The organism is Bacteroides sp. 2_2_4, assembly GCF_000157055.1.
GTDB lineage: Bacteria > Bacteroidota > Bacteroidia > Bacteroidales > Bacteroidaceae > Bacteroides > Bacteroides ovatus.
Map to the genome: position 1 here is coordinate 53,220 of NZ_EQ973370.1, position 18,781 is coordinate 72,000.

The following is an 18,781-nucleotide window of genomic DNA, read 5'->3' on the forward strand; positions in this document are numbered from 1 at the left end:
GTTGGAACCGAAAGGGTTTGAATTCCACTTTCAATGGAGCGATTTTAGTCAGTTTGGCAACCACTGTAGTCGGAGAGGCATACGTACCGACACTGACTTGTCGAAGTCCGATAATTCCGTCAAACGGAGCGCGAAGTTCAGTCAGTTCGATATTGGTTTTTATAATTTCTATGTCGGCGTTCAGGGTAGCTAAATCCGTCTTAACCTGTTCGTAGGCTTCTTTACTGACAGCATCCCGTTTCAACAAAGCGTCCTGACGGAATACACGGTCTTCTGCCAGTTTCAATTGTGAAACCAATCTTTGCAATTGCGCCTGTAACTGTCGGTCGTTTACCTTGGCTAGTAATTGACCTTTCTTTACAGCCGTTCCTTCTTCGAAGTTGATTTCTACAATTTTGCCCGAAGTCTCGAAAGATAAATCCACCTCTTCGTCCGGCAGAAGCACACCGGTAGTAGTAAACTCATCTGTCAGGGATTGCGGTTTTATGACCTTGGCATTTACATTTAGTACTTGTTTTCCTCTTTTCTGATTGCCACTCATTACTTTGTCGGCGGCTGCTAGTTCGTCGTTTTTTTTCGGTAATTGTGAGTAGATTCCTCCACCGATGATTCCGGCACCAACAAGAATAATGATGCCCCACTTAGTCTTCTTATTCATGGTTTAGTATTGTATATAGCAATTATATTATATGTCATCAAAGATTAGACTTCTCCCAAAGGGAAAGGTTTAAAGAAGAAAAAAGTAAAAAAGAGTTAATCAGTAGGCAGCCCGGTATTTCCCTTCCTCTTTATCTTCCAACATATTTAGATAAGAGGTATAGCGGGATTCGCTGATGAGATGTTCTTCCACTGCTTTGCGTACGGCACATCCCGGTTCATGACGGTGGGTGCAATTACCATATTTGCAGTCGGCAGAAATTTTGAATATTTCAGGAAAATAGTGTCCGATCTCTTCTTCCTCCATATCGAATGTGCCGAAGCCTTTGATGCCCGGAGTGTCGATAATATAACCGTTTCCTTCTACGGGAAACATCTCGGAGAAAGTGGTGGTATGCATTCCTTTGTTATGGTAAGAAGAAATCTCGCCGGTTCTGGTTTCTATGCCCGGCAGTATGGAATTGATAAGAGTTGATTTGCCGACTCCCGAATGTCCGGAGAATAAGGTAATTTTGCTTTCCAGAGCTTTCTTGATTTCCTCCACTCCATTACCGTTCTTTGCGGAAACTTTGAAGCAGGGATAGCCGATCTGTGTATATAAGTTGATGAGTGCGTCCAAATAGCGGAGTTCGTCCTCGTCGTAAGCATCTACCTTATTAAATACCAGTTTGACGGGAACACGATAGGCCTCTGCGGATGCGAGGAATCGATCAATAAAAATAGTGGAAGTTTCGGGATAATTGATCGTTACCACCAGCATACACTGATCGAGATTGGCGGCAAGGATGTGGGATTGTTTGGAAAGATTGGAAGAACGGCGAACGATGTAGTTCTTTCTATCTTCTATTTCGCTGATAAAAGCAGTGCCTTCCTGATTAAGTATAATCTGAACACGATCGCCTACTGCTACAGGATTAGTGCTGCGAATCCCTTTCAGTCGGAAATTACCTTTGATTTTACATTCGATAGATTGTCCGTCATCGGTTTTCACCTGATACCAACTACCCGTGTTTTTGATTACTAATCCCTTCATTTATTTAGTTGATAGTTAATAGTTGATAGTTGAGAATTGGTTGCATTATCCAGTAACTGCATAGTAACTATCAACTCTCAACTATCAATTCTCAACTAATTAAACAGTCATAATTTCTTTATCCTTTTCAGCCAGCATATCATCGATTTGCTTGATATACTTATCATGGATTTTTTGCAGTTTGGCTTCCGCATTCTTCTGTTCGTCTTCTGCCAATCCGTCTTTTACAGCTTTCTTCAGTGCGTCGATACCGTCACGACGAGCGTTACGTACACTAACTTTAGCTGTTTCACCTTCTCCTTTACACTGTTTTGCCAGTTGTTTACGACGTTCTTCCGTCAAAGGAGGAATACCGATACGGATCATTTCACCATTGTTTTCAGGCATGATACCGAGGTCAGAGTCGATGATTGCTTTTTCGATGACACGGAACATGCTTTTATCCCACGGTTTGATTACGATACTGCGGGCGTCCGGAGTGGTAATTGCTGCTACATTGCTGATAGGCACCATACTTCCGTAAGAATCTACGCGGATGCCATCTAATAAGCGGGCACTCGCTTTTCCAGCGCGGATATGTGCCAGTGCTTCTTCCAGATACATGATGGCCATATCCATTTTTTCTTGTGCATTGTCAAGGCAAGTCTTTACGTCTACCATATTTTTTGAGATTTAAAATTGCATTTTGATTGATTAAGTAGCAAAAGTATATTATTTTTTGTTCATCTGCAACAGCATTCCCATCTTTTTTATGAGTGACTTACCGATGATAATTAAGGTAACAGCGGTGATAATCATTAAAATACCTACCATTAACCGGGGAGTCAGTTTTTCGTGAAACAGGAGAACACCGAAAAATAGAGCTGTCACAGGTTCCAGAGCACCCAGTATGGCTGTTGGAGTAGAGCCTATATAATGGATGGCTAGTGCGGTACAGATCAGAGATACGGCAGTTGGCAGAATGGCTAGTGTCAGCACGTCGGCCCAGAGCCAGGCTGACGGTATTATTTGCAGTTCCGTACAAAAATTTAAACGGACGATATAAACCGATAGTCCGAACAAAATTGCGTAGAATGTGAGCTTGGTGGTCGGCAGGTTTTTCAGCGTCGAACGGTTCACACCTACTATATATATAGCATAAGAGAGTGAGGACAGCAGAACAAAGATAATTCCCAAAGTCGACAGCGGTTTGTTTCCGTCTCCCTGATAGAGCAAGGCGATACCAGAAAGTGCCAGCAGGATGGAAAAAACGGTAATTGCGGAAATCTTTTCTTTGAAGAATATCCCCATAATGACTGCTACCATCACCGGATAGACAAAGAGAATGGTAGAAGCAATACCGGCATCCATATAATTATAGCTCATAAACAAAAGTAGTGATGAAAAAGAGAATAGCAATCCCATAATGACTAAGGGCAAGACGTCTGCCTTATGAAGCGCAAAAGACTGGTGCTGCATTTTCATCAGAATACCCAATACGATTGTCGCAAAGAAGTACCGGTAGAATAAAACGGTATCGACACTCATTTCGGCTGCATAGAGCGGAAGTGCAAAAAGAGGATTCATACCGTAGCTGGCAGCGGCAATCGCTCCATAGATAAAACCTTTGGTTTTGTTGGTCATTGTTTTGCTTTTTTTTAATGGCGTGCAAAAGTACGCAGTTCACCAATGATAAACAAGCGTTTAGGCGGTTGGTAGTATAATTTAATCTTTCGTATGCTAAAAACTATTTCTTAGTGAAGAGGATACTAATCTTGTTTATGCATAAAATTAATCGTCTGACAGTTGATTCTTTTTCGTCTGACAACTGTCAGACGAAAGTTCAACAGTAGTCAGACGCAAGTTTAACAACTGTCAGACGATTAATTTTATTCGATCGGGAGATTAGTTATACGTAGTCCGAGGGATAATTAACAGGCAATAGTCAATCAGGTTTTTGCATAAACACTTGCATATATCTTGGATTTTCCCGAATATTGTATCCGAATTATCGAAAAACACAGATGACCAAAGCTAACTTTCTTGTTATTTATTGCCTGTTTATATCGGGACTTTGTTGCATGGCAAATGTGACGAAGGATATCAATATGCGTTTTAAAGACGTGAGGCAAGGACTTTCGCATCAAACGGTCAATTGTTTCTATCAGGATGAATTCGGATTTTTATGGATTGGTACTCAAGACGGACTGAACCGCTTTGACGGTCGTAAATTTGAAGTCTTCAAACCGGATAACGCCAATCCCTATTCAATCAATATAAATAATATCCGGCAGGTTTGCGGAAACAAGGAAGGATTGCTTTTTATCCGTAGTTTGCAGAGTGTGACTCTTTATGACATGCGTTTGAACCGCTTTAAGGTGTTGCGTGAAGGAGAAGTTGCAGGAATCTGCTATGCGCACGACGCATTGTGGATAGCTACCGGAAAAGAAATCTACCGTTATCGTGATCTCAACCAAGTGCCCGAGTTATTCTTTTCATTCCCTTCGGACGGAGAGGATATATTGATGAACAGTCTAATGGTTCGTCAGAATCAAACCGTGGTGGTGGGTACTTCTTCCAAGGGTATTTACTGTATCGATCAGGCTGCTCATATCACCCGTCATATTGATGTGGGGGCTGTTAATTCGATTACGGAAGACAGAGACGGGAGCATCTGGATAGCTACCAGAAATCGGGGACTTACCCGGTTGGAGGCAAATGGGGAGCTTACTCATTACAGATATAATAAAGTGGCTGATAATACAATCAACCATGATAATGTGCGTCATGTGACACAAGCCAATGATAGTCTTCTGTATATCGGAACTTACGCCGGTTTGCAGACTTTAAATCTCTCTACCGGAGAGTTTACGGATTATGAATATGACTTGAATGTGGAGGCAGCCGATATACGTTCCATCATTTCGATGCATTACGACACTTCGGGAACTTTATGGCTGGGCACTTTCTATCAGGGAATACAATATTATAATGTAGCGAATGATGCTTATCACTTTTACCGTTCGTCTACGGCTGTTGGCGGGCATTTGAATTCCTATATCATCAGTTCCATTGCCGAAGACTGTTCCGGGCGGATCTGGTTTGCAAGTGAAGGAAGTGGATTGAACTACTATGATAAATATGCCAAACGCTTTTTTCCGCTTAAACATTTATATGCTCAAGAGCTGTCTTTTAAGATTGTGAAGTCTTTGTATTATGAGAAAGAACCGGATTATCTTTGGGTAGCTTCGCTTTATCAGGGCATCAATCGGATTAACCTGTCGACCGGACATATAGAATCTATTACGGAAAATATCGATACTCCGGAAGGAAAAACAGTCGACAGGGCCTATAATCTGGTAAAAATGATAGAGTTTGCCGGTCATGATTCCTTATTGATAGCAGCCAAGGGTGGGCTGCTTGTATTGGATAAAAAACATCTCCGGTTGCATCATTTCGAACATCCTTCTTTAGCTTCCAGACATTTGTCGCAGGTTTGGGATATGACGTTTGATAAAGAAGGGGATTTATGGCTGACCACTTCTTTTGATTTGATACGGGTCAATTTGAAAGCGGGTACTTCCCGTAGTTATCCTTTCTCCCAAATAGCGCAGAGCACGGCACAGCATCACATTAATCATATTCTATGTGATAGAAAAGGACGTATATGGCTGGGATCGACGGGATCGGGAATTTATCTATTCGATAAGAAGAAAGACACCTTTGTAGGATACGGAGCGAAGCAGGGATTGGAGAATGGATTTATCACCGGATTGGTAGAGAGTCCGCTGGACGGTTCCATTTATGTGGCAACGAATGGCGGTTTCTCTAAATTCAATCTAGCCACTACCACATTCGAGAACTATAACAGGCAGAGTGATTTTCCCTTGAATAACGTGAATGACGGAGGGCTGTACATTACGTCCGACCACGATATTTATGTCTGTGGACTAGCAGGTATCGTTTCCATAGCCCAGGAGAAACTGAACAAGCAGTCTGTGGATTATAATGTGTTCGTAAAACGAGTGCTTGTGGATAATACGGAAATACAACCACTTGATTCGTTGGGACTTATCAAGGAAACGGTATTGTATGAACATCAATTAGTATTGCCGCCCAGGTATTCTTCCGTCACTTTTGAGATAGCGAGCAATACCCTGAATAATATTTCCAATATCGGTCTGGAATATAAACTTGAAGGATTTGATAACGAATATATGAAGGCGGGAGATAATACGATGGTTACTTATACCAATCTTCATCCGGGGCGTTATACTTTTCATGTTCGTGGCGACCAGTTGCGCATTCACGACCAGGAAGCACCTTCTGCCAGTTTTGAGCTGATAGTGGAGGCGCCCGTTTATCAACGAGCATGGTTTATTTTGCTGATGATATTGGCAGGTATCCTTATTGCAGGTTATATTATCCGTATGTTCTGGATACGGAAAACCTTGCAACATTCTCTATTGGCCGAGAAACGGGAAAAAGAGTATATCGAAAATGTGAATCAGTCCAAACTACGTTTCTTTACCAATGTATCGCATGAGTTCCGTACTCCGTTAACGCTTATATCCAGTCAGCTTGAGATGCTCCTGATGCATAAAGACATGATCCCCGAGGTGTATAATAAAATTTTGGAGATTTATAAGAACTCCCGCCGGATGAATAATCTGGTGGATGAAGTGATTGATATCCGTAAGCAGGATCAGGGATATCTGAAATTGAAAATTTCCAAAGAGAATATTGTTGCGGTGATAGAGGAGATTTGTTGTTCTTTCTATAGTTATGCGCAGCTGAATAAGATCGATCTCCGCTTTTCTTCCACTTTCAAAGAAGCGGATTTGTATATTGACAAGACGCAGATAGAGAAAGTATTCTATAATCTATTGTCCAATGCTTTTAAATATACGAAGCCCGGTGACTGGATTTCTGTAGAATTGGTAGCGGAAGGAGAGAATGACATTGTGATTTCAGTCAATAATCTAGGTGTCGGTATCGAAAAGTCCAAGATCAAACATGTATTTGAACGGTTTTGGCAGGATGACTCGGCAACAACTACACAGACAGTCAAAGGATCGGGTATCGGGTTGGCAATGGCGAAAGGAATTGTGGAATTGCATCAGGGAACTATCGGAGTGGAAAGTGAGCCGAATGGAATAACGTCTTTTATCGTTACTCTTCACCGGGATGCAAATGTGAATGTGGAAGCATCTTCCTCTGCAGATGAACGCGTTGCCGGACATTATGTAATAGAGCCTCAAGAAATCTCGGAAATGGTGAAGCCGGATAAAACGGTGAAAATACTGATTGTGGAGGATAACCCGGAGATGCGTAAGGTGTTGGCACAGATTTTTGAACAAATATATGATGTATATACGGCTGCCGACGGGCAGGAAGGATTGGAGCAGGCTTCTTCACTACAACCACAGATGATTGTGAGTGATATTATGATGCCTGTTATGTCCGGCCTGGAGATGTGCGAGAAGTTGAAAAGCAATTTGCAGACCAGCCATATTCCTGTGGTATTGCTGACTGCCCGCAACCGGGAAGAACATACCTTAGAGGGCTTGCAGACGGGAGCGGATGATTATATCTCCAAACCTTTCAATATCAAGATATTGGTGGCCCGTTGCAACAATATCATCCAGACTCGTAAACTGCTCCAGCAGCGGTTTGCCCGGAATGATGAACCTAAAGTGGAAGACCTTCCGTTTAATCCGATCGATAAAAAGATGCTGATGGATGCTACCGCGATTGTGGAATCTTATATTGATAACGCAGACTTTGACGTAGCCACTTTTGCACGTGAGATGTGCATGAGCAGAACTTTGCTTTTCACCAAACTGAAAGCATTGACCGGACAGACCCCGAATGACTTTATTTTATCTTTGAGACTGAAAAAGGCAACAGAAAAATTAATCAATGATCCCAATGCCCTGATTGCTGATATAGCATTTGATTACGGTTTTTCTAATCCAAGTTATTTTATCCGATGTTTTAAGAATGCTTATGATATTACTCCGGCTGCTTACCGGAGGAAATACACAAACGCTTAATATATAGCGTCTTATGTATTTGTCTCCTGGTGAGAATTGTACTATTTGAACTTTTATACGGACGATTCTATTATTCGAAATCACTAATTATTTGGATTTTTGCACTGTAATCATTCAAATTATTACATAGTATGAAAAACATCGTAATTAAATGGGCTGTGTTCCTGACAGCCTTTCTTATCTCTTTAGAGGTTAGTGCTCAAAACGTCAGAGTTTCTGGAGTTGTGACAGACGCACTTGGACCAATCCCCGGAGCTAATATTATGGAGGAGGGGACTACTAACGGTACAGTGACGGATGTAAATGGAAAATATTCAATCAGCGTATCTGCAAAATCTACCCTTGTTTTCTCTTGTATAGGATATAAGGAACAGAAGATACGTGTCGGTACGAAAACGGTACTGAATGTGGATATGGTAGAAGAGTCGAAAATGCTCGATGAATTAGTCGTTGTCGGCTATGGCGTTCAGCGTAAAAGTGACGTGGCAACTTCGGTAGCCTCGGTCAAAGCGGATGAAATGAAAACCTTTCCTGCCGGCAATGTGGCTGATATGCTGCGTGGACGTGCCGCAGGTGTGAATGTAACGAGTAGTTCCGGACGTCCGGGATCGACTCCTTCGATCACTATTCGCGGTTCCCGTTCTATCAGTGCGGACAATGCTCCTTTATATATCATAAATGGTTCTCCTTCTAGTGCAACGGAGTTTAGCACGTTGAGTGCGGACGATATTGAGTCGGTTGAAATTCTGAAGGATGCTGCGTCGCAGGCTATTTATGGGGCACGTGCCAGTGACGGTGTGGTATTGGTAACTACCAAGCGCGGTAAAGCCGGAAAGGTGGAAGTCAGTTATAATGGTTATCTGGGTATCCAGTCTCTCTGGAGGAATTTTGATTTCTATTCTCCCGAAGAGTATATGCAGCTTCGCCGTGAAGCGAAGGCACATGATAAGGGAATTGTTGATGCACGTGAGATTTCGATAGCCGAGGCATTGGAAGACGAGGTTATGCAGCGGGTATGGGCCAGCGGAAAGTTTATCGACTGGGAAAAAGAAATGTTCAGAAATGCAATTTACCATAATCATGATGTCAGTGTACGTGGAGGAACAGAGAAAATCAAAGTATCGGCAGGTGCCAACTATTTTGACCAACAGGGAATGGTGGTTACCGGATCGGGATACCAGAAGTTTTCTTTAAGGTTGAATCTGGACTTTGAAATATCAAAGTGGATTAGTTTTGGCATCAATTCTTCTTATGCGATGACTAAACAGGATCGTGAGGATGGTAACTTTAATGATTTTATTACCAGTTCCCCATTGGCGGAAATATATGATGTGGATGGTAAATATACAAAGTATATCAACTCGGAAGGAAATTATAATCCTTTGTACCGTGCTCAACATTACGGACGTGAAGTTTCTCGTGATAATTACCGCCTGAACTTTTTTATGGATGTGAAGCCTTTCAAGGGATTCAATTATCGTCTGAATACTTCCGTTTATAATCAGACATCTGAAGACGGTTCCTATAAAGATTCCCAATATCCGGGAGGCGGAGGAACAGCTGTGCTCGACGAATCACGCACGCAGAACTGGCTGGTTGAGAATATTGTGACTTATAAAGTGCCTATCCGCAATAAGAAACATCAGTTGACGTTGACCGGTGTGCAGTCTGTCGACCATAATGGCTCGAAGTCTATCGGCTATTCAGTAGAGAATCTTCCGGTAGATAAAGATTGGAATTTCATTTCTCAAGGTGAGTTTACAGGCAAGCCCCGTCGTCAGTTTAATGAAAATAATCTGGTGTCGTTCATGGCTCGTGCACAGTATTCGCTTTTAGACCGTTATCTATTGAATGTGGCTGTTCGTCGCGACGGTTCCAGCCGTTTCGGAAAAGAAAATAAATGGGGTACATTCCCGTCAGCTGCTTTTGCCTGGCGTGTCAATCAGGAGAATTTCCTGAAAGATGTGTCGTGGATTGATAACCTGAAATTACGTGTCAGTTATGGTATTGTTGGTAATCAGAACGGTATCGGCAATTACACTACTTTGGGGCTGGCAGATAATAAAGGATATGAGTTTGGAGATACTTTCCAGATGGGATATTTGCCGGGTAAGGAGCTTTCTAACCCGAACCTGAAATGGGAACAGTCTGCAACGGCTAATTTAGGTGTTGATTTTAGTTTCTTCAATGGTCGCCTGAATGGTACGGTGGAATATTACAATACGCATACGAAAGATTTATTGGTGGAACGCTCTTTGAATGCATCACTTGGATATACCACTATGCTGGATAATCTGGGAAAGACAAAATCCAGTGGTATCGATCTTTCTTTAAATGGTGATGTGATACGTACGAAAGAGTTTACCTGGTCGCTTGGAACTAATTTCAGTATGTATAAGAATGAAATTGTCCGTATTGACGATACGCTCGATGAAAATGGTAAACCCGCCAGTCAGGTAGCACAGGGATGGATTATCGGAGAACCGATCAATGTATATTATGATTATCTGGTAGACGGAATTTTTCAGTATGATGATTTTGATATTACTCGTGATGGTACAGGTAATCTGGTATATACGCTGAAAAACACCTATGACAGTAACAATGACGGTGTAGCCGACAGCCCGATTGATTACGGCGGCGCTATTGAACCGGGTATGGTTAAGGTACGTGATAACAATGGAGACGGAAAGATCACGGCAGATGACAGAGTGCCTATCCGGAAAGATCCGAAATTTACCGTCTCTCTTTCTTCCACATGGAACTGGAAAGGATTTGACTTGTTCATGGATTGGTATGGAGTTTCCGGCAGAAAGATAAAGAATAGTTATTTGTATGACTATAATTCCGGAGGTTCTTTGCGTGGAAAACTGAATGGAGTGAAGGTGGATTATTGGACTCCGTTCAATCCGTCGAACGAATTCCCGCGTCCTTCTTATAGCGCAGACCCTGCTTATTTGAGTGCCATCGCTATTCAGGATGCATCTTATATCCGTTTACGCACCTTACAATTGGGATATACTTTCCCGGCCAGACTATTGAAGAATACTCCGATTCATAAATTACGTCTGTATGCAACTGCTACTAACTTGCTGACATTTACGGAATTTAAGTCTTATAGTCCCGAACTGACTCCCGGGTCTTATCCGGAGTCCAGACAATATGTATTTGGTGTCAATGTTTCATTCTAAAATAAAGAATCCTTATGAAAAAGTTAATATATACAGCCTTTGTCATCTGCGGAATGTTGACCGCTTCCTGCTCGGATTTATTAAATCTGGAATCAAAGACAGACGTGACGAACAATTATCTGTTCACTACTCCCGAAGGGTTGAATACAGCTGTTACAGGTCTGTACTCCCTAGCTCGTGAATTGCCGGGTGGAGCGGATAATAATGAATCCAATCTGTACATCGTTACTATGTGTGACTTTAATACGGATATTGCGATACTTAGAGCAGGTGTTTCTACTTCAATCGGACGTTTGAACACGAGTTTTACTCCAAGTACTGGGGATGTCAATAAGTTCTGGAAACATCACTATGGTATTATTGGAAAAGCAAATGAAATTATTGTAGCCGCAGAAGCTCTGGGGCTGGATGACAGCGATGTGCTCCATGCATGGAGTGAAGCGAAATTCTTCAGAGGACGGAGCTATTTTGAACTCTGGAAACGCTTTGACCGTCTTTATCTGAATATCACCCCGACCACCGTCGACAATCTGAAACGGGAATACAAACCTGCTTCTCATGAAGAACTGATGACGCTGATTACAACTGACTTGGACGATGCCATGAAAGGGCTGGACTGGTCGCTTCCTCAAAATAATGGAAATGTATTGTATGGACGGGTAACAAAAGCTACTGCCAAGCATGTTCGTGCACAGGTTGCCATGTGGGAGTCAGATTGGGATACAGCCATTGAGGAATGTGAGGATATCTTTAAGCAGGAAGGCATCTACTCGATGGAAAAGAAAGCCGAGAATGTATTTAATGGGGCAGATTTGAAATCTCCGGAAGTGTTATGGAGTTTCCAATATTCACAAAACTTGGGTGGAGGTGGTTCCGGAACTCCGGTTGCCGGACATCGTGTCTCTATTCAAACCACTACCCGAATCAATAAAATTTCAGGTTGTATCAATACGGCCGATCAGGGTGGATATGGTTGGGGACGTATTTATCCGAATACCTATCTGTTGAGTCTGTACGATCAGGCAAAAGATACGCGATATAATGAGTTGTTTGTTCACCGTTTCAAATACAATGACCCTACTTCTCCTAAATATGGAGAATTGATTCCTCTTACACAGAGTTCCAGCTATTGTGAAACACTGCATTTTATGTCGAAAAAATACTTTGACCAATGGACGATGGCTGATAATCCGGACCGGACAACGGGTTTCAAGGATCTGATTGTCTATCGACTGGCAGAAACTTACTTAATGGCGGCAGAGGCATATATGCGTCGTGACGGAGGTATGAGTACAGATGCTTTGCGCTGTTACAATAAAACATGGGAACGTGCGGGAAATGATAAATTTGCAGGTCCTCTGACGCAGGATATACTTTTGGATGAATATGCCCGTGAGTTGAATTTTGAAGGCGTTCGCTGGCCTTTGTTGAAACGTTTGGGACTCTTGGGCGAAAGAGTGAAAGCGCATTATGGCGAGACGAAGGCTGAAAATCCTTATCTGGATAAAGATTATGCGGAATGCCGTACCAGTTTTGTGGTTGGAAAGCACGAATGTTGGCCTATTCCACAGGAACAGATTGACTTGATGGGGAAAGAGAATTTCCCACAGAATGAGAACTGGTATTAAGCGATTGATTATCTGTAAAACATGAATGAATATGAAAAAAATAATATACTTCTTATTGATTTTAAATCTGGGGTTACTTTCTTGTGTCGATGATGCATCGGTACGCGTGATGCCTGAATTTAATTGTAAAGATACAAAAGTAAATTTGGCGAAAGCGGCGGGTTCTTCTGTTACGTCGCTGTTATATACCAATGTCGGTCAGGTTGTTGCACAGTACGAAGCAGAATGGCTTTCTGTAGATGTAAGTTCAAAAAGTGTTGTCTACACGGCCTTGACACAAAATGATGGTGAAGATGCAAGAACGGCTGTCGTGAAACTGACTTGCGGCTCATATACAGTAGAAGTGACGGTTACCCAGGATTCTAAAGAACCGGATCTTTCTTTGAAGATAGGACAAAGTGTGGATGAGGGTATCGGTATGATTTTCTGGGTGGATCCTTCGGATAATATGGTAGGAAAAGCGGTTTCAGTGAAACGTCAGGGAGGGAATCCTTTTGAGGCTTCTGTGATGCCTCATAGTGCACTTTCCACCGTCAACGGATATGCTAATTCTGCCTTGTTCACTTCTCCGTCGGCAAATGATGCGGTAGCATATTGCCAGTCGTTGGGTGACGGGTGGTATCTGCCTGCCCGCGATGAATTATGGGAATTGTTTGATACCTATAATGGTGTTGGACATACTGATCCGGATTTTGTTTCAGCCGTACCTGATAAACTGACGGAAGTAGAGAAGGCGGCACGTGCTGCATTTGATAAGATGTTGACTGATTTACAAGGTGATGTGATGAACGAGGCTGCCGGTTCGGGTAATGGCGAAAGCTATTGGTCGAGTACGGAAAACGCAGCAGGTAATCAGGCTTATTGGGTACGTTTCGGTAAATCGGGAGCTGATGCAGGAAATAAAACAGCTACCAACCGTTTTGTAAGATGTATGCGTACAATCGGTGATTATACTTATCCTGAAGAACCGGCAACATTGACGGTTAATCCAAATCCTGTGACATTGGAAGGAGCTAATGAAGCGGAAGCAAATGTGACATTGACATCCAATAAAACGGTATTTAGTGTGGCTTTGGCAAATGATTCCTGGCTTTCGTATACTATTTCGGGCACAACAGTTACGTTCAAAGCAAAATCTAAAAATACCACTGGCGATGTTCGTACGACTGTTGCTACGGTTACAGCCGGTACTGGCACAGCCGCTAAGTCGGTGGAGGTAACGGTGAATCAGAATGTTGCGGCTGAAGGAGGCGCTTCTCTCGAGTTAAGCACAAATGCCGTGACTATTACTCCTGATGCTGTGACGAAATCAGAAGGAATAACGATGATTTCTGATGAAACAGAATTTACAGTAAATATAACTGATGAGTCTTGGGTGAAAGCGTATGTTGATATAACAAGTAAAACTCTTTATTTCTGGACATTATCGCCTAATTTGAATAGTTCTAACCGGGTAACGACTGCTACGGTAATAGCCGGAAGCGGAGCGAATGCACCTAAACAAGAAGTTACTATTACACAAAGAGGGCTTTTAAGTTCCGAGTTTACGGTGGGACAGGTGATTGCGGATAATGGTTCGTTAAAAGGGGGCATTGTGTTCTGGGTAGATGGCACTAATCGCGGTAAAGCTAAGATTATGTCGTTGGACAGAGAGAGTCTGGCATGGTCTACGGCAAGCTCTCCGGCTTCTACCGGTTTAACTTTATCCAATGACAATGGCCTGGCAAATACTACTGCGTTGGCAGCATTGCCGAATGCAGCAGAAATGCCCGCTCTTAAATATTGTATGGATAAAGGTTCCGGATGGTATTGGCCTACGAGAACGGATTTGGAACAGATGTTTGAAACTTATAATGGGACTGCAGTGGCAGATGCAACGGAGAATAACCCGGATGCGATTACTGATTTTGAGAAAGCAAACCGTACAGCTTGGGATCAAGTGATTACTGGTGCAGGAGGAACTATCATGAATACGGCAGCAGCATCTGCTACCGGAGATTCTTATTGGGCTAGTCGTGAAACGTCGAGCGGTACAAGCGCATTTTATGTACGTTTTGGAAAACCGCTTGCCTGGGATAAATCGAATGCTAAAAAAGACGGTAAAAGATTTGTTCGTGCAGTCCGTTCAATCTCGAAATAATGGTATTAGGTATGTATAAGGTATATCAAAAAATAATTTTAGCCTGTTTGTTACTGGTTATGACCGGCACGGTTTATAGTCAGCGTGTGACGCAAACGATTAATGATGGTTGGAAGTTCTCCCTCTTTGAGGGAGACGCGTCCACTGCTGACTTTGATATTTCCGGTTGGACTGATGTTTCCATTCCTCATACATGGAATGCAAAAGATGCAGATGATGAAATTCCCGGTTATTTCCGGGGAAAAGGCTGGTACAGGAAAGTGGTGACAGTGGAGGAACTGATTCCCGAACAAAGAGTCTATCTTAGTTTTGAGGGAGCCAATCAAGAAACGAATGTGTTTGTGAATGGAACGTTTGTTGGAAATCATAAAGGTGGTTATTCCGCTTTTACGTTTGACGTGACTGATTATGTCCATGCCGGACGCAATCTGATAGCTGTGAGTGTTGACAACTCGCATCATCCGGATATTGCTCCTCTTTCGGCGGACTTTACTTTCTTCGGGGGAATCTATCGGGATGTTTATCTGGTGTATACTTCTCCTGTGCAACTGTCTACTACTCATTATGCTTCTAGTGGTGTGTATCTCAAAGCATCGAAGATTACGGATTTGCAAGCAAATATTTCAGTGAAGACATTCTTGTCCAATGCTTTGAAGAGTAATCAATCATTGATTCTTGAAATGGAGATTTTGGATGCAGATGGTAACAGAGTAGCGCTTTCACAAAAGAAAGTAAATGTGAAGGCAGAAGAAAAGAATGTAGCTTTTGAATCGCTCATGACTATTACGCAGCCTAAACGTTGGGATGTAGACTCTCCTTATATATATAAGGTGTATAGCCGTCTGAAGAATAAAAAAGAGGAGGTGCTCGATTGTGTTGTCAATCCGCTGGGAATTCGTGAATATCGTTTTGATGCGGAGAAAGGTTTTTTCTTGAATGGGAAATATCGGAAATTGATTGGTACCAGTCGGCATCAGGATTACAAAGGAATGGGAAATGCTTTGCGGGATGAAATGCATATTCGGGATGTACAGTTGAGTAAGGATATGGGAAGTAATTTCCTGCGAGTGGCTCATTATCCGCAAGATCCGGTTGTGATGCAGATGTGTGATAAGTTAGGGCTATTGACTTCGGTTGAAATTCCAGTAGTGAATGCCATCACTCAAAGTAAGGCATTTATGGATAATTGCGTGGAACAGGTGACAGAGATGGTTTGTCAGAACTATAATTATCCATCTGTTATTATTTGGGCTTATATGAATGAAGTGCTTTTGCGTCCTCCTTTTAATCCGGAAAATAGGACGGAACGGGCGGACTACATGACATTCCTTCATCAAATAGCTTCGGCGGTTGAGGCGCAGATCAGAAGTCTGGATTCGGAACGCTATACCATGTTGCCTTGTCATTCTACTTCTCAAATCTATCAGGAAGCAGGAATTGCAGAATTACCGATGCTATTGGGTTTTAATCTTTATAATGGATGGTATGGTGGTAGCTTGAGTGGATTTGAAGAGAAACTGGAAGAACTTCACAGGGAGTTTCCTCACAAACCGTTGCTCATTACCGAATATGGGGCGGATGTGGATACTCGTATTCACTCTTTTTCGCCGATGCGGTTTGACTTTAGTTGTGAATTTGGTTCCATCTACCACGAACATTACTTGCCTGAAATTCTAAAGAGGGATTATATCGTGGGAGCTATGGTTTGGAACTTGAATGATTTTTATTCCGAAGCCAGAAGAAACGCTATGCCTCATGTGAACAATAAAGGGTTGGTAAGTACGGATAGAGAACGTAAAGATGGATATTATCTTTATCAGGCTTATCTGAAAGAGGCACCTGTCCTGCACATTGCTTCTAAATCGTGGAAGAACAGGGCAGGAGCCAGTCGGGATGGAAAGAGCTGTACGCAACCTTTGAAGGTGTATACCAATACAGATAAGGTAGAAGTCTTTTTAAATGGAAAGAGTTTGGGAGTATATCCGGTATCGGATAAGGTCGTTTCTGTGGATATTCCTTTTGTCAACGGAGAAAATGTGGTAGATGCTGTAATTGAAAAAGAGGGACGCGAATATCGTGACCAGTATGTTTGCAATTTCCAATGTGTCAATGTGAAGAACGGCTTTACGGAAGTCAATGTATTACTGGGTGCTCAACGTTATTTCGAGGATCGGACAGCAGAACTGTGCTGGATACCGGAACAGGCTTATGAAAAAGGCTCATGGGGATATATTGGCGGAGAAGTGGCTCCGAACAAGACTCGTTACGGTTCTTTGCCTGCCAGCGACACTGATATACTGGGAACGGATCAGGATCCTATCTTTCAAACGCAACGGGTAGGTATTGAGGCCTTTAAAGCGGATGTGCCGGATGGTGTCTATGCTGTATATTTGTATTGGACGGAACTTACTTCTGAAAATAAGAGAGAGGCTTTGGTGTATAATTTAGGAAATGATGTGGTGAAAGAGGAGTATGCAAACCGGGTATTTTCTGTGGATATAAATGGGGTATCTGTTGCCGGGCAAATGAATATTGCAGAAGAATACGGTTCCGAACGTGCGGTCATTAAAAAGTATATTGTTCCGGTTTCACAGGGAAAAGGGCTTGTCGTTCGTTTTGGAGCGGTAGAGTCTGTGCCTATTTTAAATGCAATACGAATCGTAAAAGAATATTAGAAGATGAAAAATAGTATAGTTATATTGTTTTTACTGCTGTTATCCCAGTTGGGTTATGGGCAGGGGCGTACATTTAAGGTCACTGCCCGTCCGTGGGTGAAAGGACAGAAAGATTTTCCATGGAAGGAGTATGATACCCGTACCATTGCTCAATTGGATGGTTTTAAAGCTACTGATAAAGTGCATGTAAATGAGTATGGAAGTGATTTGGATGCTCCGAAACACCGGGCTACTGGATTTTTTAGAGTAGAACGTATTGGAAATCGTTGGTGGATGATTGATCCCGACGGATATCGGCATTTGCAGAAAGTGGTGGTTGGAGTACGTTTGGGGACTTCCGAACGCAATAAACAAGCGATGCTGGACAAATTTGGTACGGAAGAAAAATGGATCGAAAGAACAGCACAGATGATTCATTCACTGGGCTTTTCCGGTACGGGCTCTTGGAGTAACGAAGAGGCGATTGCTTCTTACAATGCATCCCACAAGGAGGTCTTGACCCGCTCAATCATTCTCAACTTGATGAGCGGATATGGAAAGAAACGGGGAGGAACTTATCAGTTGCCTGGTAACACGGGATACCCTAATCAGTGTATTTTCGTTTTTGATCCGGAATTCGAAACTTATTGCGATGAGATGGCACAAAAACTGGTTGCGAATAAAATGGATAAAAACATCATTGGTTATTTTTCGGATAATGAACTTCCGTTCGGACCCAAGAATCTGGAAGGCTATCTGACTTTACAGAACCCTGGTGATCCGGGAAGAGTGTATGCGGAATCCTGGTTGAAAAAGCAGGGAATTACTTCGCAACAAATAACCGATGAGCACCGGGAGGAGTTTGCAGGGGTGGTAGCTGAACGATATTATAAAGTGGTATCGGAAGCGATTCGGAAGTATGATCCCAATCATCTCTATCTGGGTAGTCGTTTACATGGAAAACCGAAGTTTATCCGCCAGATTGTGGAAGCGGCAGGCAGGTATTGTGATGTCGTTGCAATTAACTACTATGGAGCGTGGACGCCGAGTGAGAAGACCATGAAACATTGGGGAGAATGGGCTCAAAAACCTTTCATCATTACGGAATTTTATACGAAAGGAATGGATTCCGGACTGGCGAATACGACAGGAGCAGGTTTTACCGTTCAAACTCAACAGGAACGTGGATATGCCTATCAGCATTTTGTTTTAGGATTATTGGAAAGTGGAAATTGTGTCGGATGGCACTGGTTCCGTTATCAGGATAATGACCCGACGGCAAAAGGAGCAGATCCTTCGAATCTGGACTCTAACAAGGGACTGATAGATAATGAATACAATCTTTATAAACCGTTGGCCGATGCTATGAAAGAATTGAATATCAATGCCTATCGTTTAGCCGACTGGTTCGATCAACAATCAAATAACAATCAATAAAATACA

9 protein-coding genes are annotated in these 18,781 nt (G+C 42.5%); 6 read left to right on the forward strand and 3 right to left on the reverse strand.

Annotated elements, in window-relative coordinates; all coding sequences use genetic code 11:
* Positions 1 to 757: 757 nt before the first annotated feature.
* From rsgA to BSCG_RS03635, 3 genes are all read right to left on the reverse strand, one after another.
* Positions 758 to 1,690, reverse strand: a complete 933-nt coding sequence (rsgA, locus tag BSCG_RS03645) for a ribosome small subunit-dependent GTPase A (protein ID WP_004306535.1) — start codon at positions 1,688 to 1,690, stop codon at positions 758 to 760.
* 99 nt (positions 1,691 to 1,789) lie between these two features.
* The gene (gene frr / locus BSCG_RS03640; protein WP_004299198.1) at positions 1,790 to 2,350 is read right to left on the reverse strand and encodes a ribosome recycling factor; all 561 of its coding nucleotides are present in this window, start codon (positions 2,348 to 2,350) and stop codon (positions 1,790 to 1,792) included.
* Between the two features lie 51 nt (positions 2,351 to 2,401).
* The gene (locus tag BSCG_RS03635; RefSeq protein ID WP_008777236.1) at positions 2,402 to 3,313 is read right to left on the reverse strand and encodes a DMT family transporter; all 912 of its coding nucleotides are present in this window, start codon (positions 3,311 to 3,313) and stop codon (positions 2,402 to 2,404) included.
* Positions 3,314 to 3,693: 380 nt separating this feature from the next.
* Here BSCG_RS03635 and BSCG_RS03630 point away from each other — a divergent pair, with 380 nt between their 5' ends.
* From BSCG_RS03630 to BSCG_RS03605, 6 genes are all read left to right on the forward strand, one after another.
* The gene (locus BSCG_RS03630) at positions 3,694 to 7,725 is read left to right on the forward strand and encodes a hybrid sensor histidine kinase/response regulator transcription factor (RefSeq protein ID WP_004307915.1); all 4,032 of its coding nucleotides are present in this window, start codon (positions 3,694 to 3,696) and stop codon (positions 7,723 to 7,725) included.
* 131 nt (positions 7,726 to 7,856) lie between these two features.
* Positions 7,857 to 10,916 carry a SusC/RagA family TonB-linked outer membrane protein gene (locus BSCG_RS03625; RefSeq protein ID WP_004306541.1) on the forward strand — a complete coding sequence of 1,020 codons (3,060 nt, stop codon included), beginning with the start codon at positions 7,857 to 7,859 and terminating at the stop codon, positions 10,914 to 10,916.
* A 14-nt stretch (positions 10,917 to 10,930) separates the two neighbouring features.
* Positions 10,931 to 12,544, forward strand: coding sequence for a RagB/SusD family nutrient uptake outer membrane protein (locus BSCG_RS03620; protein ID WP_004306542.1), 1,614 nt, complete (start codon positions 10,931 to 10,933; stop codon positions 12,542 to 12,544).
* Between the two features lie 25 nt (positions 12,545 to 12,569).
* Positions 12,570 to 14,684, forward strand: coding sequence for a BACON domain-containing protein (locus BSCG_RS03615; RefSeq protein ID WP_008777239.1), 2,115 nt, complete (start codon positions 12,570 to 12,572; stop codon positions 14,682 to 14,684).
* 11 nt (positions 14,685 to 14,695) lie between these two features.
* Complete coding sequence (locus BSCG_RS03610; RefSeq protein WP_008777240.1) at positions 14,696 to 17,359, forward strand: glycoside hydrolase family 2 TIM barrel-domain containing protein; 2,664 nt, start codon at positions 14,696 to 14,698, stop codon at positions 17,357 to 17,359.
* 3 nt (positions 17,360 to 17,362) lie between these two features.
* Positions 17,363 to 18,775 (forward strand): hypothetical protein, encoded by a 1,413-nt coding sequence (locus tag BSCG_RS03605; protein WP_008777241.1) that lies wholly within the window; start codon positions 17,363 to 17,365, stop codon positions 18,773 to 18,775.
* The last annotated feature ends 6 nt before the right edge of the window (positions 18,776 to 18,781 follow it).